The sequence below is a fragment of the Allobosea sp. P4_E12 genome (assembly GCF_056401655.1).
Genome location: NZ_JBFUIY010000027.1, coordinates 22,900 through 42,408 on the forward strand (window position 1 = coordinate 22,900; position 19,509 = coordinate 42,408).

The window sequence follows — 19,509 nt, forward strand, 5'->3', positions numbered from 1 at the left end:
GCGCGGGATGCGGACCGGCCGGTGCTTCGCCGCCGGGCGGCCACTCTCCTGCGGCATGTCCATGCTACCTGAACGGCGCGGGATCGAATAGCGCCTGCCGCTTTGCGCCCAGGCGCAAGCCGGCTTTCGATCGCCGCCGGGAACCGGGCAGTGCTTCAGGACTGAGCACCAGATCGCCGCGAAGGCAGCAGCGCAGGCCGGTTGCACGGCATTCCGTTCGAGCGCATCTAATGTCCGACCGACGCAACGGAGCTTGCGAACGCCCATGCGGGAATCACCGACGAATTGGATTACCGCGGTGGTGCGGCCAAAGATCAGCACTCTTTTGCGGAGGGAAACCTCCGAAAAGCTCTGGATCAAGTGCCCGGTCACCGGCCAGCTTGTCTTCCACCGGGATGTCGAGGCCAATTTATGGGTGATTCCGGGCTCGGGTCACCATTTGCGCATCACGGCAGCGCAACGCCTGGCGATCACACTCGATCCGGGCTCCCAGGAGGATGTGCCCGTGCCGGAAGGGCCGGTCGATCCGCTGCGCTTCCGCGACACGAAGCGCTATATCGACCGCCTCAAGGAGGCCAGAGCGAAGACCGGGCTGCAGGACGCGGTCAAGGTGGTCCGCGGCAGGCTAGAGGGCATGCCCGTCACGGTGGCGGTCCAGGACTTCCATTTCATGGGCGGCGCGCCTGGCATGGCAGCCGGGGAAGCCATCATCACCGCTGTAGAAGCCGCCATCTCGCACCGCACGCCCTTGATCCTGTTCGCGAGCGGCGGCGGGATGCGCATGCAGGAAGGGATGCTGGCATTGATGCAGATGCCGCGCACGACCGTGGCCCGACGGCGTCTGGCCAAGGCGAAATTGCCGTATCTCGTCGTGCTGACGGACCCGACGACGGGCGGCATCACGGCGTCCTATGCCATGCTGGGTGATGTGCATATCGCGGAGCCTGGTGCCCTCATCGGCTTCGCCGGACCGCGCGTCATCGAGCAGACGATCCGTCAAAAGCTGCCGGAGGGCTTCCAGAAGGCCGAATATCTCAAGGAGCACGGCATGGTCGATATCGTCGTGCCCCGAGCCGACATGCGCGCGACGCTCGCGAGGCTCTGCGGCCTGCTGACCCGCGAGCCGCCGCGGCCCCGTCCTGAATGAGCTGATCCTTGCGGCCGTCGCCGAGACGTTGTCGGCCTCGATCGCACGCTTCGCGCATGGCTGCGGCAGCAGCGCTCCCCAGCTTGTGGGGAGGCAAGACTGGCGGTCGATCGCCCTGCCCAGACGCAGGCGGCCGCTCGCGGTCAGTCCAGCGACAGGCCGCCGCGAAGGCCGCGGGTCTCGGGCGGCAGCGCAGCCACGCGGACGCCGCTCGCCGGCGGCGCGCTGAGGGCGCGCAGGGTCTTCTTGGGCATATCGAGATCATAGGGCCGGCTGGGCGGCAGCCGCATCGTGCTGACGAGCGTCAAGGTCGGGCTTGCCGGCGCAGAAACGGCCGGCGCGGGAGCCTCCGGGGCGAATGCCAGCGGCGCGGCGGCAAACGAGGTCTGCACGGTCGATGTGGTGGCGGGAGCCGCCGGCAAGTTGAGCGCAGCCAGCTGATAGTTCGGCTCCTCGATGCGGCGCCGCTCGGGCCGCTCGCCCTTCACATAGAAGGCGTTCCCGCCTGCCAAGGTCACGTAATGCATGTTGGGATAGGAAAAGCGCATGCCGGCCATGTGGAAATGCTTGGCCGCTCCGACAGGCTCGTGGCGCTTTCCGTTGAGGATGTCTTCCGCGATGGCCTCGACCCTCGGCAGGTCGCGTGCCGCCATCGGGCGGGTCAGCACGCCGGCGGCGAACTGGCGCGGCGCGCCGACGACGCCGCAGATCGTCTCAGGGTAACGCGGCGATTCCACCCGGTTCATCACCACCGTGCCGACGCTGAGCAGACCCGCATCGCTCGACCGGTTCGATTCGAAATACATCGCGCGGACGAGGCATTCCTTCTCGCGCGGATCGGCCTTGGCCAGGGTAACCGCGCGCTTGCGCGCCTCACGGGGATCCTTTGTCGCCGGCGCCGCCGTCGAAGCGGTCTCGACAGGCGACATGCTGCAGGCGCCCAGCGCCGGCGCAGCCAGTGAAATCAGAAGCGGGATCGCCTTGCGGCCGGAGCGGCTCTTGCCGATGGGACGGCCAACATTGCCGACGGGACGGACAGCATTTGCAGCGATCACGGCGCGCTTCATGCGGCAACCTCCTGATTACGGGCTCCGGGCTGCCGCAGGCGGCGGACCGTCATCCCTGGAAGGGACCCTGAATACGTTAACAGAACGTTAACGCCAGATGAACGGAGCGAAGGTGCCCGACCGCGCTTCGGCCGTCAACACGGCGCGGCTGTCCAACGACCGCCATGGCGGCGCCATGCAACATGCGGCTCTTCGCCCGTGCCAATGGACTGGTGTCGCTCGCGATGGATCCGGAACATGGACCTCGCCCGGACGCGCATCTTCATCGCCCGGGGCCACGCAGCGTCCCGCGAAAGCCGGTCGCCGTGCCGGAGTTTCGACCCTAGTGCACCGTCGCTTCTTCGTCCCCTTCCGGGTCGATCAAACCAGCGAGTCCGAGTTCCTCCAGCCCTTCATTGAACTCAGCCAAGGCCGCAGCGTCGCTGGCGAACGTCTCTTCCCAGACGGTCGACCCTCCATCTTCATCGACAAGCTCGAGCGTCCAGCCCTCGCTGTCCGCGAGACGGTAGATCTCGACCTGCACCGTCACGCCATCGCGAGTGACAGTCTGGCAGAGCGGTGAACGGAGAATGTCAGGGAAGTCGTCGGTCATGTCGCCCAATGTACCCCCGGGACAGCGGGGACTCAATCAGCGACGGCGCCCTGACGCGCTCCCGGTCGAGATCGGCCGCACCCGACGCTGACGACGGGATCGAGCAACGGCGCGAGGCGCTCCGTCATCATCGAGGCGCGGACGCCAAGCGCGATCTCGTCGCCGAACAGGGCCAAGAGCCGGGTGGCCAGGCCGCATTGCCGACAACGGGCGCGGCAAGGTCGCCATACGCGCCTTCGAGCCGGCCGTTCAGCTCGACTTCCAGCGCTGCCGCATCCGCGACAGGCGCAGAGCAAGCCGTGGCCGGGATTTCGCGAACGATCCTCCCCGGCCAGGATTGATCGTCAGGCCAGGATTGGTCCAAGCCAATATCGATCCAAGTCAGGACGAAACGCCGAGCTTACCATGTCACCTTGACACCGAGCTGGCCGTCATAGGTATGCGAGCGGCCATCGAGGCCGACCGAGTAGCCCGCGCTGGCGTAGAGGGTGATGTTCCTGGTCAGCTGTGCGTCGGCGCCGACCTTGAACTCGGCCCAGTTGCCGCCGAGATCGGCCCGGAACGGGATAAAGCCGGTGGCCGAGAAGAACGCGGTCTTGGGATTGCCCATGAATTCGTTCCAGAGGCTGGCCTTCAGCCAGGCAGTCAGCATCCGCGGTCTGGCGCCGAGCGTGGCCTCGTACAGCGTCCAGCTCCGCGCAAGGCGAGCGCCGATCCGGCCGGCGAGTGAGTCCGCGTCGGAGAAGCGCACCAGGGCTGCCGAGCCGTTCGAGAGCGTCTGGTAGATGATTTGCGCCTGCGGCTCGAAGACGACGCCGTAGCCGAGCTGGAGCGGATAGCCGCCTTCGAGCGAGGCGGCAAAGCCGAACGCGTCGCGGTTGAGGGTGAAGCCGCGCCTGGAATCGGCCTTGGCATCATACCAGGTGCCCTGGACGACGCCGTCGAGATACCAGCCCGACGGCCCGAAATGCGTCCAGTATCCGCCAAGCGAATAGGCATCGATGGTGTTGTGGCCGGCCTTGATGCCGTTGAAATGGGTGACGTCGCCCTCGATCCGGCCGATCGCGGCATAGATCCCGGCATGATCGCGTGAGCCGTCGGAGTTCTGGCTGCGATAGAGGTCGAGACCGGCCTGGAAAGCATAGAGGTCATAGTCGTAGTTCGGGCCGTTACGGTAGATGCCCCAGGGGCCGCCATCCTGGTTGCCATGTGTGCCGATGATCCGGGCCCAGCCGGCCGAGGCATAGGAGTGCCCGGGGGCGGCTGTGCCGGCCGGCAGCCGCACGGTCGTGGTGCAGCGGTAGTTCTTCTCGGGGTTCGCGCACCCGATCGTCCGCTCCTCCGTGACTTCGGGCGCCTCGAGGGGCGCAAGCTCGCCGACGCGCTCATGCAGACTGTCGATCAGGGTGCGGCCATAGATCAGCTGCATAGCCGGCAGCGCCGCATAGAGCGAGGTCTCGCGGCGAAAATCCGGGATGCCGGTCGAGGGCGGTGCCGGCGACGGCCCGGGGCCGGGAGGCGCAGGCGGCACTGGAGCCAGGTCCGAACGCAGATACCAGCTCTCCAACCCCGACGCATCACGGCTGGACCGATATAGCGAGTACTCATAGGGACCGGCAACCACAGGGCCAGCCAGTGCGAAGGCGCCGACCGCCGTCGTGGCGCCATTGATCGCATCGACCACAAGGATGCCGTTGCCCACGGTCAGGTCTCCGTGGCCTGTCGTGTTGGCGATCTGGAGCGAGGAGAGGCCCGTCGCGCTGCCCCCGTTGATAACCAGCCGGTCCGACGGCGAATTGTCGTTTCCAAGGAAGGTGTTGAGGCCCAGCCTGCCGCCCACGCCGGTATAGTTGACCGCTGTCAGCGCCTTGTAACTGGCCAGCCCCCCCGGATCGCCGGCGGGCGCCGAAAAGGCGACCAGGCTTGCGTCATTGATCAGGTTTGTGAGGTTTGAATTGCCGGTCAGATTCCATACCGTGGCGTTGGTCAGGACATGGGCATCCTGCCCTTTCGCCATGTGTTCGAAGCGCAGGATTTCGGCCCCAGGCGCATTCAGGGGAGCGGGATCGTTCGGGGGCGACGTTGACAGGGAGCGGTCGTCTTCCCCTTCGTCGTCGCGCCATGCCCGGGTTCTGCTCTCAGGCCTGCGCGCGCGGATTGAGGACGTCCCTGAGCTGATCGCCGATCAGGTTGATCGCGACCACCGTGATCAGGAGCGCCACGCCGGGATAGAAGCTGATCCAGAACTTTCCCGATAGCATGTGCTGATAGCCATTGGAGATCAGCAGGCCGAGGCTTGGCTCGGTGATCGGCACGCCCAGCCCGAGGAAGGACAGGGTCGCCTCCAGCGCGATGGCGCGCGCGATCTGGACGGTGGCGATCACCATCAGGGGCGGCAGGCAGTTCGGCAGCAAATGGCGAAACAGGATGCGCAGCGATGACGCGCCCTGGCAGATTGCCGCCTCGATATATTCCTTGCGCCGCTGCACCATCGCGCTGGCGCGGGCGATGCGGGCATAGGCGGCCCATTCGACGATGACGAGCGCGAGAATAACGTTGACGACGCCCTTGCCGAGAAAGGCCAGGATCATCAGCGCGACCAGGATGGTCGGGAAAGAGAGCTGCAGGTCGACGATGCGCATGATCGCGGTGCCGGTGCGGCCGCCCGCATAGGCTGCGATGAGCCCGAGCGTCGTGCCGATGGCGGCTGCCGCCAGCGCCGATGTCAGCCCGACCAGCAAGGAGATGCGCAGGCCGTAGAGAATGCCCGACAGCATGTCGCGGCCCTGATCGTCGGTGCCGAGCCAGTAGGTCATGCCCGTGGCCGAGACCGATCCGGGCGGCAACTGGCCGTCCATGATGTCGAGCTGCATCAGGTCATAGGGGTTCTGTGGCGCGATCCACGGCGCCAGGAGCGCGAGCGTGATGATCGCGCAGAGCAGAATGAGGCCGAGCACGGCCAGGCGCGAGGCGGCAAAGGCCCGCAGGAAGCGCTGCAGCGGCGTGCGCCGCGTCGCGGGCGCCGCTTCCGGAGCGGCCGCTTCCGGGGCGGCGGAACGCGAGGAGGTTGGCATGGTGTTCACCTGCAAGGCCCGGTCGCTCAGTTCTCGAGCCGGACGCGCGGGTCGAGAGCCGTGTAGATCAGGTCGACCACGAGATTGATGACGACGAACAGCACGACGATCACCATGAGATAGGCGACGATCATCGGGCGATCGAGCAGGTTGATGCTGTCGATGATCAGCTTGCCCATGCCCGGCCAGGCGAAGATCGTCTCCGTCACCACCGAGAAGGCGATCACCGAGCCGAATTCCAGCCCGACGATGGTGACGACGGGGATCAGGATGTTCTTGAGGAGATGGACCCGCAGGATCGCGCCCTCGCCAAGGCCCTTGGCGCGAGCGGTGCGGATATAGTCCTGCGGAACGATCTCGCGGGTCTCGGCCCGCACCAGCCGCATCACCAGCGAGATCTTGAACAAGGCGAGGTTCAAGGCCGGCAGAATGAGATGGCGCAGGCCCTCCAGGGTCAGGAACGACCATTGCAGGCCGAGCAATTCGCGCGTCGGCCCGCGGCCGCCGGCCGGCAGCCAGCTCAGTTGCACCGCAAAGACCATGATCAGCAGCAGCCCGACCCAGAAGCTGGGCAGCGAAAAACCCAGGATCGAGCCGGCCATCATCGTCTTCGCCACCGGCGAGTTCGGCCGGACGCCGGCATAGAGGCCGAGCGGAATGCCGATCACCACCGAGAGCAGCATGGCGGCGAGCGCCAGCTCGAGCGTTGCGGGCATGCGCTGGAGGATGACCCGCAGCGCCGGCTCGTTGAAGACGAAGCTGCGCCCGAGATCGCCCCTGACCGCGCCGCCGAGGAACGAGAGATATTGCTGCCAGAGCGGCCGGTCGAGCCCGAAGGCCGCGACCACGCGCAGGCGTTCCGCCTGGTCGGCATCGGGCGGAACCAGAACGGCAACCGGATCGCCGATCACGTTGACGCCGACGAAGACGATCACCGTCATGGCGAGCACGACCGCGAAAGCCTGCAGAAGTCGTTGGGCGAACCAGGCAATCATCTCATGTCCCCGGGCGACGGACCGGACCGGTCCGTCGCGTTGTCGATACTCGTGTTACCTGGCGCTGCGGGCATCCACCGCCAGCGTGCGTTCGTCGCGGCGCGGGTCGATGACGATGCCCTTGCGGGTGACCCAGGCGTTGTCGAGGATGAAGAGCGGGATGATCGGCACCTCGCGCGCCGCGGTCTCGACCGCGCCGACGAGCAGTTGCTCCCGCTTGCCGTCGTCGATCGTCGCCAGCGCCTGGACGATCTGGGTATCGAGCGCCGGATTTGCATAGCGCCCGTAATTGAAGACGCCGAGGCCCTTGGAGGGATTGTTGCTGGCGAGCACATTCGAGAGCAGATAGCCGGCCTCGCCCGTCGGGCTGCCCCAGCCCCAGAGCCCGGCACCGAATTCCTGCTTGCCGCCGCGCGTCGCATAGGCGCTCCAGGGCAGCGTCTCGACCGCGGTCTTGACGCCGATCCGCGTCCACATCTGGGCGACCGCCTGGGCGGTCGCCGCATCGTTCGGGTAGCGGTCATTGGGCGTGAAGAGCGTGATCTTGAACCCGTCCGGGAAGCCCGCCTCCTTCAGCAGCGCCTTGGCCTTGTTGGGGTCATTGGCGGGAACCGTGACGCTCTTGGCATAGGAATAGGTGCCGGCCGGCAGCCACTGGCCGGTCGGCCGGGCCGTCTTCTGCATGATCCGGTCGGCGAGGCCGTCGCGGTTGATCGCGATGGACAGCGCCTGGCGCACCTTGAGATCGAGCAGCGGGTTCTTCGGCAGCGGCTTGCCGTCATTGTCGGTGATGGTGGCGGCACCCGGCTCGAGCGAATTCAGCGCGAGATAGATGACGCGCAGCCCTTCCGTCGTGGCGACGGTGACGCGCGGATCCGCCTTCAGCTTCTCGAGATCGCCGACGGGCGGCGTGTCGATGATGTCGACATCGCCCGCCAGGACCGCGGCGACACGTGCACCGGAATTGGTGATCATCCGCAGCGTGACCTTGTCCCAGTCCTGCTTTGGCCCCCACCAGGCGTCGTTGCGGACGAGCTCGACCCGGTCGCCCGGGGTCTGGCTGACGAATTTATAGGGGCCGGTGCCGATGGCGGCCTTGCCGGAATTGTAGTCCTCGGTCGTGGCGCTCTCGCCGACATGGCGCGAGATGATCGGCACGAAGGCCAGCTCGCGCGGCAGGTTGGGGGCCGGCTCGCCGGTGTCGATGCGCAGCGTCAGCGGGTCGACGACCTCGACCGTCTTCACGGCGCGCAGGAAGCCGCCGAAGCCACCGGGACTGTTGGGGACGTTGCGGGCGCGCTGATAGGTGAAGGCGACATCGTCGGCGGTGAAGGGCTTGCCGTCATGCCAGGTCACGCCGGGGCGCAGCTTGAACTCCCAGACGGTGTCGGAGACCGGCGTCCAGCTCAGGGCGAGACCGGGCTTCAGGCTGACATCGGGCGCGCGGTCGACCAGGCGGTCGAAGACATGCATCGCGACGGAATGATTGGGCGTGGCATTGTAGAAATGCGGGTCGATCGAGGTGAAGGCGCCGCCGATCGCGATCCGCAGCGGGGCCGCCTGTGCAGGAGCGAGGCCGAGCCCCGTCGTCAGCAGCGTCGCCGCAAGCCAGGTTTTGAGTGATGCGCTCATCGGGGTCCTCATGATCGAATGACTGGAATTAGGTCTGTTGGCCGCTTCATTCCGGCTCAGCCGCTCAGCCACATGCCGTCGCGCTGCGGGTCGGCGCCGGCCGATAGGCGGCCGGCATCGGCGAGCACCGCATGCAGCGCCGCGAAGGCGAAGCCCTGGTAGGAGCGCGCGACGCGATAGCCCTGGCGCTCCAACTCCGCGGCGACATAGCGTGGGATCCGGTTCGAGATATCGATGCTGTTGCTGGTCACGCTGATCCGTGGCGCCGCGACCGCATCGAAGACCGGCATGCCGAAATCGATGATGTTGCTGATGCCCTGCGCCATCGCCGGCAGGATCGCGGTGCCGCCTGGCGCGCCGATGACGATGAAGGGCCTGTCATCCTTGAAGACGATGCTCGGCATCTGCGAGCTGGTGCGGCCCTTGTTAGGCGCCAGCGAGCCCGGCCGGCCGGGCCGCGGATCGAAGGCGCTCATCAGCCCGTTATACATGAAGCCCAGCCCATCGCTGATGACGCCGCTGGGGATATTGAGCGTGTGGGTGAGCGTCACCGCGTTGCCCTCGCCGTCGACGACGCAGACCTGCGTGGTGTCGTTGGCCTCGGGCTTCAGCTTCAAGCGCTCGATGGCGCCGCGCTCGCCCCGGCGGATGCTCTGCGCCAGCGTCGCGGCATAGTCCTTCGCCAGCAGCCGGTCGGTCGGCACCTCGACGAAATCGGGGTCGCCGATATGCGCGTCCTTGTCGGCCGTCACCCGCATCAGCGCCTCGGTCAGGATGCGCAGATGCTCGCCGCCATTATGCTCGAGTTCGCCGAGCGGGAAGTTCTCGAGGACATGCAGCAGCTGGATCAGCGAGACGCCGCCGCCGGGCGGCTGGACGCTGGCGACGCGGTGGCCGCGATAGCTGCCCCAGACCGGCTTCGACCGCCGCAGCTGGTAGTTCGCCAGGTCCTCATAGGCGAGCAGGCCGCCATTCGCCTTCATGTCGGCGGCGATCTGCTCGGCGATCTCGCCGCGATAGAAGATCTCGGGGCCGGCTGCCGCGATCCGCTCCAGGGTGCGGGCGAGATCGGGATTGGCGACGGTGTCGCCGGGGCGCTTCAGGCTGCCATCGGCCCGGAAATACAGCTCCCGGCCGGTCGCGCTGAAGCGGAGCAGGTCCTCATTGGGCACCCGCCCCTGCTCCGACTGGTTCAGTGCCATGTAGTAATGCATGTAGGGCCGGATCCTGAAGCCGCCCCGCGCGTAGTCGATCGCCGGCTGCATGATATCGGCGAGATCCATGGTGCCGTATTCGGCCAGCGCCGTGGTGTATCCCTTCAGGTTGCCCGGCGAGCCGACGGCCTGATAGCCGATCTCGTTGACATGGCCCTTGACCACGAAGGAGAAGCCGTCCGGCGCCTCGCCGATGATCGCGTCCTGCCACATGTCGGCACGGGTCGCCGCCGGGCTGCGGGCATAGAATTCCAGCACGTCATGGGCATTGCGGCCGGGCATGTAGATCTGCATCGAGCCATAGCCGGCGATGCCGGTCATCTGCGGATCGACGACGGATTGCACGAAGGCGCAGGCGATCGCGGCATCGACGGCGTTGCCGCCGCGCCTGAGAACCAGCGCTCCGGCCTCGACGGCCTCGGGCTGGGCCGCGACGATCATCCCGGCCATCGGCTCAGCCCTTCCCGCCAAAAGCTGCCGCGGGAAAACGCCCGAGCTCCTCCAGCAGCATCGGCCAGGCCTGCAGGCCGAGCGGGATCGACGCCAGATGGAAGAACTCGTTGGGCGCGTGCACGTCCTCGTCGGGCAGGTTGAAGCCGAACATCAAGGTGTCGAGACCGAGCGTCTCCTTGAAGATCGCGGTGATCGGCACCGTCGCGCCGAGCCGGACATGGACCGGCTCCTGTTGCGATGTCGTCCTCAGGACGCGCGTGGCGGCCTGGACCAGGGGGTGGTCGGCAGCGAGCGTCGAGGCCGGCGAGCCGCCGCCTATCGCCTCGAAGCTGACCGCGACGCCGGGCCGCGCCATCGCCAGGATATGTCCCTTGAGCGCCTGCGCCGCCTGGTCGGGGTCCTGCCCCGGGGCGAGACGGATGGTGATCTTCGCGCGCGCCTCGTCGGGGATCACCGTCTTGCTGCCGGAGCCGGTATAGCCGCCCCACATGCCGTTGACGTCGATGGCGGGGCGCAGCGTCAGTCTCTCGCGGATGCTGTAGCCCGGCTCGCCGGCCGCGATGCCGCCGATATCGCCGACAAAGGCCGCCTCGTCGAAAGGCAGGGCGGCGGTGTCCTGCCGGTCCCGCTCACTGAGCGGGCGCACGGCCTCCATCAGCGCCGGGATGGCGATCGCGCCATTCCTGTCATGGAGCGTCGCGATGATCGCGGCGAGCTCGTGCAGGGCGTTGCGGACCGCGCCGCCATAGCGGCCGGAATGCAGCTCCTTGTCGGCGGTGCGGACCACGAGTTCGAGCTTGGTCAGCCCGCGCGCCCCGACATTGATCGTCGGCACGGTCGGGCTGGCGCGGCCGCCATCGGCGGAGATCATGGCGTCGGCCTTGAGCAGCGGGCCATAGCGCGCGACGATGGCATGCAGGCTCGGGCTGCCGGTCTCCTCCTCGCCTTCGATGAAGAGCTTGATATTGACCGGGCAGCGGCCCTTGACCGCCAGGAAGGCCGCGACCGTCTCGATGGCGATCGTGGTCGAGCCCTTCACATCCGACGCGCCGCGCGCATAGAGTCTGCCGTCACGGGTCGTCGGCTCGAAGGGCGGTGTCTTCCAGAGCGCCAGCGGATCGGGCGGCTGCACGTCGTAATGGCCGTAGATGATGATCGTCGGGGCGCCGGGCGCGCCGAGCCAGGTGCCGTAGACCGCCGGCTGGCCGCCGCCATCGAGCAGCTGGACATCCGACAGCCCGATCTCCTTCAACCAATCGAGCAGGAACGTCCGTGTGTCCTGCATGCCCTGCGCATAGGCCGGATCGGTGCTGACGCTCGGCAGCCTCAGGAAGGCCTTCAGCCGGTCCAGCACGGCATCGTGCCGGGCGAGCAGATGATCGACGACGGGCTGGGCGCTCATCGCGGGCCTCCAGGAGTTTGGGGATGGCGGGTCGAAGCGAGGATCGGGGTCTCGTCGGCGACAGCGTTCAGCACGGCCTTGGGGACCGGGACGGAGGCCGCGAGCAGCAGGAAGGACAGGGTCTTGCCATGGCCGTCGAGGCCCAGGCTGGCATTGACGCCGCCGTCCAGAACATCGTCGAGGACGAAATTGAAGGCAGCCAGCCGGGGCAGTTCGTAGCGCACGACCCGGGAGGGCACCCTCGCCCGAAAGATCTCCGCCACGAGATCGGCCGTGAGCTCTGCGGCCAGCACCGGGAAGAGCGCCGGGTGGCGGCAGACCACCGCGATATTCAGGCGGTTGCCCTTGTCGCCGGAGCGGGCATGGGCAAGCGCATGGAGCGGCGTGCGGATCAGTTCCATCATGCCGCCTCCTCCATGAAGGTGACGCGGGGCGTGACCCTGTCGCGCGCGACCAGGCAGGACGCGCTGCGCAGCCGCGGCGTCAGGCGCTTGCGCACCCCGCCCCCGCCCGCCGGCCCGGCGCAGTACAGCGCCTCGACCTCGTCCAGCAGGCACTCGGCGGCGGCACGATCATCGGTCTCGGCCGCGAAGCGGATGCGCAGATCGGCCGGCAGCCTGTCCCAGACGAGGTCGGAAATGCCGGAGCCCGCGCTGTCGCCGAAGACGCTGACGGCGCCGATCAGATCGACACGAATGGCGAGAGCAGGATGGAAGCGGCGCATCCGAAGCTGCACGGTCTCGATTGCGAGTTTTGCCCGCGCCCCGGCATTGGGGCCGGCATAGGAGATTTCGGCCTCGGCGAGATGGCCGCCATCGACGCAGATCGTCGCTTTCAGGGTGGGCGGCAAAGGGTGGCCCCTGGCGCCGCTGACGCGCACCCGGTCGGGGCCGACCTGCTCGATCTCCACCTCAGTCAGGTCGAGCACGACATCGGGCGTCAGATAGGCGGCCGGATCGTGGATCTCATAGAGGATCTGTTCGGTCACGGTGCGCCGGTCGACCAGCCCGCCGGTGTCGTCGGGCTTGGTCACGACGAAGCTGCCATCGGCCTCGACCTCGGCAATGGGATAGCCGATCCGGTCCATGCCCGGCACGTCCTTGATGCCCGGATCGGCGAAATAACCGCCCGTGACCTGCGAACCGCATTCGAGCAGATGTCCCGCCAGGATGCCGGCGGCAAGCCGGTCCCAATCGTCCCAGGCCCAGCCGAAGCTGTGGATCAGCGGCCCCAGCACCAAAGCGGGATCGGCGACGCGCCCGGTCACGACGATGTCGGCGCCGCGCGACAGGGCCTCGGCGATCGGGCCCGCGCCAAGATAAGCGTTGGCGGCGATGATCTCGGGCGCCCGCGCCAGGATCGTGCCATCGCTCTCGCAGGCGGCGAATTCGGCCGGGCTCATCAGGCCGAGAAGGTCATCGCCCTCGACCACCGCGATCTTCAGGCGGGGATATCCGGCCTCTGCGGCCCAGCTGCGGATTTTCGCGGCAGCGGCCCGCGGATTGGCCGCGCCGAAATTGCCGATGATCCTGATGCCGTGCCGGGCGGCGTCCCCGAGAGCCGGGCGCAGCAGGCGCTCGAGCGCGGGCACCTCGCCGCGGGCAGGATTGGCGATCCGGTCGATCTGCGCGAGCGCCAGCGTGCGTTCGGCCAGTGTCTCGAAGATCAGGAAACGGGGCCCGTCATGCTGCGCCAAGGCTTCGATCACCGGCCCGGCCGAATCCGATCGGTCGCCGGCAAAGCCCGCCGCAGCACCGATCCGAACCTGTGTCGCCATGCCGAACCCATCCGTTGCCGCCAGCCCGGCCCATGGCCGCGCCTGATGCATTGGTGGCGACGCATTCAGAAAGTCAAATAATGGGAATTCATTATTCCATAGGATGAGCCTATGACTGAGCTGCACGGGAGGCGACAGACCGCCGGCCCGGCCGATCGACCACCGAGGCGCCATGAATCTGACAATCCGGCAGTTGGAGATCCTGGTCGCGATCGGCGAAACGCTGAATCTCACGGCCGCGGCCGAGCGCCTGGGCATCACGCAGCCCTCCGTCAGCGAGACGCTGAAGCGCATCGAGGCCGAGCTCGGCTATCGGCTGGTGCACCGGACGACGCGCGCGCTGACGCTGACCTATGAAGGGCGGCACGTCGTCGCCAGCGCGCGCGATGCCGTGCGCAGTCTGCACCAGACCTTCGAGGCGATCGCCAGCCGGAACGAAGGCGTGCACGGCCGGGTCTCGATCGCCGCACTTCCATCCGTGGTCTGCACGCTGCTACCCCCGGCGATCCGCGCCTTTCGCAGCAGCTTCCCCGGTATCGATGTCCAGATCCGCGACGCGCCCCAGGACCGGGCGACGGAGCTGCTGGAGGACGGTATCGTGGACCTCGCGATCGTCGGCCACCCGGCCTCGCTCGGCGCCTTCGCCTTCGATCCGGTGACGTCGGACCGCATGCACCTGGTCTGTCACCGCCAGCACAGCCTCGCCACGCGCGAGAGCGTGACCTGGGCGGACCTCGCCGGCCATGACTTCATCGCGATCTCGCCGGCTTCGTCGGTGCGCAGGCTCACCGATGCCGGGTTCGTCCACGGCAACCTGTCGATCGAGCCGAGATACGAAGTCGACCAGATCCCCTCTGCGGCAGCCCTCGCGGCGGCCGGCCTCGGCATCACCGCGCTGCCATCGATGACCTTTGCGATGTTCCGGAGCACGGACCTGGCCATGGTGCCGATCACGGCGCCCAGCATCGAGCGCCGGATCGGCTTGCTCTGGGTCAAATCCCGGCCGCTCTCGCTCAGCGCGACCCGGCTGGCGGACGCGATCCGGACGCATGGCGGCGCCTGACCCAACGGCGCGTCGACGAGCCCCCTCGCCGTCTCAAGGTGCAACCGCTCTTCGCCGAAGGGCTGGATCATCGGACCGGAAATCGTGTCCGGTCCGATGATCTAGCTGTGGAGCGTCAACAGGTTGTCCTCGTCGAGAGCGAGTCTGCTGATGGGTGTCTTGGCCTGGATTCCGCCGTGGGGGCGATGCCAGTTCTGGGGATGCGTTCCGGCCGCAGGCTCGGCAGAAGCCCGCGGCCGGAACCGTGCACTTTGTGCGACGCCTCAATGCAGCGAGCGGAATGTCGCGCGCAGATCGTCCGTCAGGGCTTGCGGCTGCTCCCAGGCCGCGAAATGCGTGCCCGTGTCGTGGCGCCTGTAGAAGACCAGGTTCGGATAGGCCTTGCGCGTCCAGCTTTCCGGCGCCTGGTAGATCTCGTCGTGGAATGCGCTGACACCGGTCGGCAGCGGCACCCCCTTGGGCGCGAAGAACGCGAGCTTGCTTTCCCGGTAAAGCCGCGCCGATGAGACCGCCGTGTTCGTCAGCCAGTACAGCGTGATGTTGTCGAGGATATCGTCCCGGGTCAGGCCCTCCTTCGCGCCATCGAAGACGCGCGCGATGAGGTTGTAGCTGCGGATGTCGTGGTCGATGATCCAGGCTGCCAGCCCCACCGGCGAATCCGCCAGCGCGTAGAGAGTCTGCGGCCGGCCCGCCATTTCCTGCGCGTAGCCGAGCCCGTTCGCATAGAAATCGACGAGCTGGTCCCAGGCATGCTTTTCCTCGGCATCCAGGCCCGCGGGCTCGGGGCCGTTGGGAAGCAGCGGGGCGATCTCGGCGGGAACGGTCGCCGGCATGTTGGTGTGGATCCCGGCCAGCCCGGCCGGGCGCTGCAGCGCCATCTGCTCGGTGACCGCATTGCCCCAATCGCCGCCTTGCGCGACATAGCGCGTGTAGTCGAGCCGCTGCATCAACACCGCCCAGGCGCGTGCGACATGCTGCGGATCCCAGCCGTTGACGGCCGGCTTGCCGGAAAAGCCATAGCCCGGCAGCGACGGGATCACGACATCGAAGGCATCGGCTGCAGTGCCGCCAAAAGCGGTCGGATCAGTGAGCGGGTCGATGATCTTCAACTGCTCGATGATCGACCCGGGCCAACCATGCGTGACGATCACCGGCAGCGCGTTCGGGTGTTTCGACTTCACCTGGATGAAGTGAATATCCACCCCGTCGATCGTCGTGACGAAGTTCGGGTAGCTGTTGATCCGTGCTTCGACGTCTCGCCAGTCATGCTGGTCCGCCCAATACGCGGCGAGCTTCTCGATGGTCGAGAGGCTGACGCCCTGGGTCGGGTCGTTCTCGCGCTCGGGCCATTTCGTCGCCTTGATGCGGCGCTTCAGCTCGGCGAGTTCTTCGTCGGTCGCGTGGTAGCGGAATGGCCGGATCGAACGGTCGCCGCTCGCCTTCGGGTCTGCGGCCTCAGTCTCCTGCGGCGAGCGCGAGGGAGACGGCGCTGCTATCGCGTTCACGGCGGGAAGCATCGCGCCGATCGTTCCCACGACGGTTGATGCGATGAAGCTCCTGCGGCCGATCAACGGGTGCGGACCAGGCATGGCGGTTCTCCTCGGGGTTAAGGCGGAGACGTGGACGGACTGTGCGATGATCTGGCGTGCCGCATCGACATAGTCGCGCCCCGCATCGGTGAGCTGGACATTCCGACTGGTCCGGACGAGCAGGCGCGTACCGAGATGGCGCTCGAGCTCCGCGACTTTCCGGCTGACGCTCGGCAGCGGCGCGTTCAGCTTGCGGCTTCCCGCAGACAGGCTGCCGGCATCGACGACCGCCAGAAAAACCTGCATCGCATCGAAGCGGTCCATCAGGCCCCACACTCCTTTGCGCCGGCGGCAGAGACGTTGTCCGCGCCCCCGGTCCGAAGCTTCGCACCGGCCTCGGCCAGCCCGATCGATGGGCCGGCTTCAGTCTAACGCGCGGTCGGCCTTGCTGCCATGGGTGACGCACCAGTCCCGGTCGCGCCCAGGCGGAGATCTGTCATTGGCTTTGCCCAGGGTGCTCCTGAGCCGGTACATGAGCGCATGGAAAACCGCTTCACACTCCTTGGGCTCAACTCATTCCGGCAGGAGATCAAGAAGAGCCGCTTCATTGCGACCGCCGCTCCCGTTGCGGATGAGGCGGCAGCCAAGGAGTTCATCGCTGCCCACTCGGACCCGGCGGCCAATCACAATTGCTGGGCCTGGCGTTGCGGACAAGGCTATCGCTTCAACGATGACGGAGAACCGAGCGGCACAGCGGGAAAGCCGATACTCGCGGCCATCGACGGGCAAGCGCTGGACGGCGTCGCCGTCGTCGTGACGCGCTGGTTCGGCGGGGTCCTGCTCGGCAGCGGCGGCTTGATCCGCGCCTATGGCGGCACGGCCGCCCTCTGCTTGCGCGCGGCCGAGACGGTGGCGCTGGTCGAGGCGGCATCAGTGACGATCACCTGCGCGTTCGGCGATCTGGCGCGCGTCCAGGCGCGGCTTGGTGATCTGCCGGGGGTGCAGCTGCGCGATCAGGTCTTCACGGATACCGGCGCAGTGCTGTCGGTGTCGGTTCCAAAGCTGGAGGCCGATCTGGTCTCCAAACTGGTCAGGGACATCACCAGCGGACGCGCGGCGATCAGATGGGACGACTAGGTTCTCGATCTCCGGGCGGGTGCTGGCCCGGCGACATCGCGCTGGCATGGAGATGGCGACAGAGCACTTTGTCTGCTGGTCTTAGTTGCGCCAAGACCCGATGTCAGAAGCGCCCGATTGCACCGGCTGCACGGATTGGGGGCTGACCACAGGTGGCGAACGGATGTGACCGGCGCGAGCCGCTTGTCGACGCGCTGGCGACGGACGCGCATGAGCTGGATTTTCGCCCCTCCTCCGAGGATCGGGAGGGCGAGACCACGGCGCGCGGGCCGGCCTCTCAGACCAGCGATGACGCGTCCAGCCAGCCCGGGAAGGCCCGACGCGCGGGCGGCGGCTCGGTCCTGAGAAAGCTGGCCTATGCCGGGCTCCTGCTCTGCCTGGGGGGCCTCGTCGGCCTGGGCGGCGGCGTCGCCTACTACGCCGCGCAGCTGCCTCCGCTCAGCCAGCTCACGGTGCCGAAAAGGCCCCCGAACATCGCCATCCTGGCGAGCGACGGCTCGCCTCTCGCCAATCGCGGCGAGACGGGCGGCCGCGAGGTCTCGCTGCGGGAGCTGCCGCCCTCCCTGCCCAAGGCTTTCGTCGCCATCGAGGACCGGCGCTTCTACGACCATTGGGGCATCGACCTGATGGGCATCGTCCGCGCAGCCTACCGCAATCTGGCCCATGACGGAGGCCTCCAGGGCGGCTCGACGCTGACCCAGCAGCTCGCCAAGAACCTGTTCCTGACCCAGGAGCGCACGGTCTCGCGCAAGATCCAGGAAGCGATCCTGTCGCTCTGGCTGGAGCGCAGCTACAGCAAGGACCAGATTCTCGAACTCTATCTCAACCGGGTCTATTTCGGCGCCGGTGCCTATGGTGTCGAGGCCGCGGCGCAGCGCTATTTCGGCAAGTCGGCCCGCAACCTGTCGCTGTCGGAAGCCGCCCTGCTGGCCGGCCTCGTCCAGTCCCCCTCGCGCCTGGCCCCCAGCCGCAACCGGGAAGCCGCACAGGCCCGCGCCGAACGCGTCATCGCGGCGATGAAGGAGCTCGGCTTCATCACCCCCGACATGGCCAGCACGGCTCTTGGCGCACCGGCGCAGATCGTGCGTCCCAAGGCGGCCGGCTCCGCCAATTATGCCGCCGACTACGTGATGGAAGCGCTCGACGACACCGTCGGCGCCATCGATTCCGACATCGTGGTCTCGACCACCCTCGAGCCAGCCCTGCAGGCGGCGGCCGAGCGGGTGCTCGTGGACGAACTCGACGCCAAGGGCCAGAAATTCAATGTGAGCCAGGGCGCCTTCGTGGCGATGCGGCCGGACGGGGCCGTGACAGCGCTGGTGGGTGGCCGCAACTACGAGACGAGCCAGTTCAACCGGGCGACCTCCGCCCGCCGCCAGCCGGGCTCGGCCTTCAAGCCCTTCGTCTATCTGACGGCGCTCGAGCGGGGGCTTCGCCCCGACACCGTGCGCTCGGATTCGCCGGTCAACATCAACGGCTGGAAGCCCGAGAACTATGACCGCGGCTATCGCGGGCCGATCACGCTGCGCAATGCTCTCGCCCTCTCCCTCAACACGGTGGCGGTGAAGCTCACCATGGAGGTCGGTCCTCAGGCTGTCGTGCAAACGGCGCAGCGCCTGGGCATCGCCTCGCCGCTCCAGGCCGACCCCACGATCGCGCTCGGAACCTCCGAAGTCACGCCGCTCGAGCTCGTCGGCGCCTATGCCAGCTTCGCCAACGGGGGCGTCGGGGTCGTGCCCTACGTGATCACCGAGGTGAAGGCTGCGGATGGCAGGCCAATCTTCAACCGCCCGGCGCCGGACGATGCGGGCCGGGTCATCGATCCCGCCACCGATGCGATGATGAACGCGATGCTGCACAACGTCTTCGTCATCGGTACGGCCCAAAGGGCGCGGATGCCCGGCTGGCCCATGGCCGGCAAGAGCGGCACCACCAACGACTACAAGGACGCCTGGTTCGTGGGCTTCACCGGCAATCTGGTTGCCGGCGTCTGGCTCGGCAACGACGACAGCACACCCACCAAGGGCGTATCCGGCGGCAACCTCCCGACCGATATCTGGCACAATTTCATGAAGATCGCCCTCAAGGACCAGAAGCCGGTCGGCCTGGCGGGCGTGGCCGGCGCCGGACAGGATCCGCGCTACGCCAATGAAAGCGGCAAGGGCCAGCCCCGGCAACGCACCAGGCGCCAGAAGAATTTCTTCGAGAGGCTGTTCGGGCTCTGAGGTTCGGTCGTTCGGCCCAGAGCTGAGCCCGTAGTTGTCACAGAGCCGCTCCGAGGCTGCGCCAGGAGCAGACTCTGGCTGGTGGCCTGGAAGCAGAGATTGCCAATCGTCTCGCCTGAATTCCGTTCGCGACCCATCTGGGACTGCGGGGAGGTACGCTTCCTGTCGGGCCGATTGCCCCGAAAGGAGAGGCCGAGATTGG

Annotated in this window: 15 protein-coding genes and 1 pseudogene; 4 read left to right on the forward strand and 12 right to left on the reverse strand. The window is 67.4% G+C overall.

Annotation, left to right across the window (positions count from 1 at the left end; all coding sequences use genetic code 11):
• Positions 1-265: 265 nt before the first annotated feature.
• Positions 266-1,147 (forward strand): acetyl-CoA carboxylase, carboxyltransferase subunit beta, encoded by an 882-nt coding sequence (gene accD, locus AC1DW9_RS26905; protein WP_441508671.1) that lies wholly within the window; start codon positions 266-268, stop codon positions 1,145-1,147.
• 143 nt (positions 1,148-1,290) lie between these two features.
• On the opposite strand, the gene AC1DW9_RS26910 is transcribed toward accD, so the two are convergent.
• The 10 genes from AC1DW9_RS26910 to AC1DW9_RS26955 form a co-directional block, all read right to left on the reverse strand.
• Positions 1,291-2,214, reverse strand: a complete 924-nt coding sequence (locus AC1DW9_RS26910) for a cell wall hydrolase (RefSeq protein ID WP_476776262.1) — start codon at positions 2,212-2,214, stop codon at positions 1,291-1,293.
• A 322-nt stretch (positions 2,215-2,536) separates the two neighbouring features.
• Positions 2,537-2,806 (reverse strand): hypothetical protein, encoded by a 270-nt coding sequence (locus AC1DW9_RS26915; RefSeq protein ID WP_441493575.1) that lies wholly within the window; start codon positions 2,804-2,806, stop codon positions 2,537-2,539.
• A 400-nt stretch (positions 2,807-3,206) separates the two neighbouring features.
• On the reverse strand, positions 3,207-4,823 hold the full coding sequence (locus AC1DW9_RS26920) for an autotransporter family protein (RefSeq protein WP_476776263.1): 1,617 nt from the start codon (positions 4,821-4,823) through the stop codon (positions 3,207-3,209).
• Between the two features lie 121 nt (positions 4,824-4,944).
• Positions 4,945-5,880, reverse strand: coding sequence for an ABC transporter permease (locus AC1DW9_RS26925; RefSeq protein WP_476776264.1), 936 nt, complete (start codon positions 5,878-5,880; stop codon positions 4,945-4,947).
• A 26-nt stretch (positions 5,881-5,906) separates the two neighbouring features.
• Positions 5,907-6,875 carry an ABC transporter permease gene (locus AC1DW9_RS26930; RefSeq protein ID WP_476776265.1) on the reverse strand — a complete coding sequence of 323 codons (969 nt, stop codon included), beginning with the start codon at positions 6,873-6,875 and terminating at the stop codon, positions 5,907-5,909.
• A 54-nt stretch (positions 6,876-6,929) separates the two neighbouring features.
• Positions 6,930-8,507, reverse strand: coding sequence for an ABC transporter substrate-binding protein (locus tag AC1DW9_RS26935; protein ID WP_476769312.1), 1,578 nt, complete (start codon positions 8,505-8,507; stop codon positions 6,930-6,932).
• A gap of 56 nt (positions 8,508-8,563) precedes the next feature.
• Positions 8,564-10,171: a gamma-glutamyltransferase gene (gene ggt / locus AC1DW9_RS26940; protein WP_476776267.1), complete on the reverse strand. Its 1,608-nt coding sequence runs from the start codon at positions 10,169-10,171 to the stop codon at positions 8,564-8,566.
• A 4-nt stretch (positions 10,172-10,175) separates the two neighbouring features.
• Entirely contained in the window at positions 10,176-11,576 is a 1,401-nt protein-coding gene (locus AC1DW9_RS26945; RefSeq protein ID WP_441508676.1) for a dipeptidase, read from the reverse strand.
• The gene (locus AC1DW9_RS26950) at positions 11,573-11,980 is read right to left on the reverse strand and encodes an AtuA-related protein (protein ID WP_476855234.1); all 408 of its coding nucleotides are present in this window, start codon (positions 11,978-11,980) and stop codon (positions 11,573-11,575) included. Before AC1DW9_RS26950 ends, AC1DW9_RS26945 begins: the two co-directional genes overlap by 4 nt.
• Positions 11,977-13,353, reverse strand: a complete 1,377-nt coding sequence (locus AC1DW9_RS26955) for an acyclic terpene utilization AtuA family protein (protein WP_441493560.1) — start codon at positions 13,351-13,353, stop codon at positions 11,977-11,979. The genes AC1DW9_RS26950 and AC1DW9_RS26955 overlap by 4 nt, the downstream gene beginning before the upstream one ends.
• 172 nt (positions 13,354-13,525) lie before the next feature.
• Here AC1DW9_RS26955 and AC1DW9_RS26960 point away from each other — a divergent pair, with 172 nt between their 5' ends.
• Positions 13,526-14,416, forward strand: coding sequence for a LysR substrate-binding domain-containing protein (locus AC1DW9_RS26960; RefSeq protein WP_441493559.1), 891 nt, complete (start codon positions 13,526-13,528; stop codon positions 14,414-14,416).
• A gap of 101 nt (positions 14,417-14,517) precedes the next feature.
• Here AC1DW9_RS26960 and AC1DW9_RS26965 read toward each other — a convergent pair.
• Positions 14,518-14,619 (reverse strand): annotated as a pseudogene (locus AC1DW9_RS26965) (IS481 family transposase); the annotation flags it as partial.
• A gap of 60 nt (positions 14,620-14,679) precedes the next feature.
• Entirely contained in the window at positions 14,680-16,269 is a 1,590-nt protein-coding gene (locus tag AC1DW9_RS26970) for an alpha/beta fold hydrolase (protein ID WP_476776269.1), read from the reverse strand.
• Positions 16,270-16,485: 216 nt separating this feature from the next.
• Between AC1DW9_RS26970 and AC1DW9_RS26975 the strand changes: the two genes are divergently transcribed.
• Both AC1DW9_RS26975 and AC1DW9_RS26980 read left to right on the forward strand, forming a co-directional pair.
• The gene (locus AC1DW9_RS26975; protein WP_476769306.1) at positions 16,486-17,082 is read left to right on the forward strand and encodes an IMPACT family protein; all 597 of its coding nucleotides are present in this window, start codon (positions 16,486-16,488) and stop codon (positions 17,080-17,082) included.
• Between the two features lie 152 nt (positions 17,083-17,234).
• Entirely contained in the window at positions 17,235-19,307 is a 2,073-nt protein-coding gene (locus AC1DW9_RS26980; protein ID WP_476776270.1) for a transglycosylase domain-containing protein, read from the forward strand.
• Positions 19,308-19,509: the final 202 nt, after the last annotated feature.

Excerpts from the sequence above, each read along its gene's own strand:
- AC1DW9_RS26930 (WP_476776265.1), bottom strand. The coding sequence starts at position 6,875 with ATGATTGCCTGGTTCGCCCAACGACTTCTGCAGGCTTTCGCGGTCGTG.
- AC1DW9_RS26960 (WP_441493559.1), top strand. The coding sequence starts at position 13,526 with ATGAATCTGACAATCCGGCAGTTGGAGATCCTGGTCGCGATCGGCGAA.
- AC1DW9_RS26920 (WP_476776263.1), bottom strand. The coding sequence starts at position 4,823 with ATGGCGAAAGGGCAGGATGCCCATGTCCTGACCAACGCCACGGTATGG.
- AC1DW9_RS26910 (WP_476776262.1), bottom strand. The coding sequence starts at position 2,214 with ATGAAGCGCGCCGTGATCGCTGCAAATGCTGTCCGTCCCGTCGGCAAT.
- AC1DW9_RS26915 (WP_441493575.1), bottom strand. The coding sequence starts at position 2,806 with ATGACCGACGACTTCCCTGACATTCTCCGTTCACCGCTCTGCCAGACT.
- AC1DW9_RS26945 (WP_441508676.1), bottom strand. The coding sequence starts at position 11,576 with ATGAGCGCCCAGCCCGTCGTCGATCATCTGCTCGCCCGGCACGATGCC.
- ggt (WP_476776267.1), bottom strand. The coding sequence starts at position 10,171 with ATGGCCGGGATGATCGTCGCGGCCCAGCCCGAGGCCGTCGAGGCCGGA.
- AC1DW9_RS26925 (WP_476776264.1), bottom strand. The coding sequence starts at position 5,880 with ATGCCAACCTCCTCGCGTTCCGCCGCCCCGGAAGCGGCCGCTCCGGAA.
- AC1DW9_RS26935 (WP_476769312.1), bottom strand. The coding sequence starts at position 8,507 with ATGAGCGCATCACTCAAAACCTGGCTTGCGGCGACGCTGCTGACGACG.
- accD (WP_441508671.1), top strand. The coding sequence starts at position 266 with ATGCGGGAATCACCGACGAATTGGATTACCGCGGTGGTGCGGCCAAAG.
- AC1DW9_RS26950 (WP_476855234.1), bottom strand. The coding sequence starts at position 11,980 with ATGATGGAACTGATCCGCACGCCGCTCCATGCGCTTGCCCATGCCCGC.
- AC1DW9_RS26955 (WP_441493560.1), bottom strand. The coding sequence starts at position 13,353 with ATGGCGACACAGGTTCGGATCGGTGCTGCGGCGGGCTTTGCCGGCGAC.
- AC1DW9_RS26970 (WP_476776269.1), bottom strand. The coding sequence starts at position 16,269 with ATGGACCGCTTCGATGCGATGCAGGTTTTTCTGGCGGTCGTCGATGCC.
- AC1DW9_RS26975 (WP_476769306.1), top strand. The coding sequence starts at position 16,486 with ATGGAAAACCGCTTCACACTCCTTGGGCTCAACTCATTCCGGCAGGAG.